At 65.6% G+C, this 526-nt stretch carries 2 protein-coding genes; one reads left to right on the forward strand and one right to left on the reverse strand.

Annotated features, from left to right (window positions below; translation table 11 throughout):
- Positions 1 to 200: non-homologous end-joining DNA ligase LigD (gene ligD, locus CCN33_RS28560; protein WP_483027261.1), on the reverse strand; the 200-nt coding region annotated here is incomplete at its 3' end.
- A gap of 65 nt (positions 201 to 265) precedes the next feature.
- Here ligD and CCN33_RS28565 point away from each other — a divergent pair.
- Positions 266 to 526, forward strand: a 261-nt coding sequence (locus CCN33_RS28565) for a Ku protein (RefSeq protein ID WP_341866597.1), incomplete at its 3' end; no start/stop codon positions are given.

Genomic DNA, 526 nt, shown 5'->3' on the forward strand with positions numbered 1-526 from the left:
AAGAACACCTGCCCGCCGGGACCGTCCGGATACCGCAGCAGGGACACCGCCCGGTCCCGCAGATGCGGCAGCAGCACCCCGGCGGCGTTGGCGTAGTAGTGCAGCAGCTCGCCCTTGGTGAAGCCGGTCTCCGGGTACAGCACCTTCTCCAGATTGCTGAGCGAGACCCGCCGTCCCTCCACCTCCGTCACTGGCGTCATAGGATGACAATCCCAGAAATGGGACGAATGGGATAAATCGAAACCGTACGGAAGGGACCCGGCACGTGCGATCCATCTGGAACGGCGCCATCTCCTTCGGCCTCGTCAGCATCCCGATCAAGCTGGTGAACGCCACCGAGAGCCACGCGGTCTCCTTCCGCCAGGTCCACACCGAGGACAACGGCCGCATCCGCTACCGCAAGGTCTGCGAACTGGAGGACCGCGAGGTCACCCAGTCCGAGATCGGCAAGGCGTACGAGGGCGCCGACGGCGAGATGATCCCGATCACCGACGACGACCTCTCCCACCTCCCGCTGCCCACCGCC

The sequence above is a fragment of the Streptomyces recifensis genome (genome assembly GCF_002154615.1).
Taxonomy (GTDB): domain Bacteria; phylum Actinomycetota; class Actinomycetes; order Streptomycetales; family Streptomycetaceae; genus Streptomyces; species Streptomyces griseoluteus.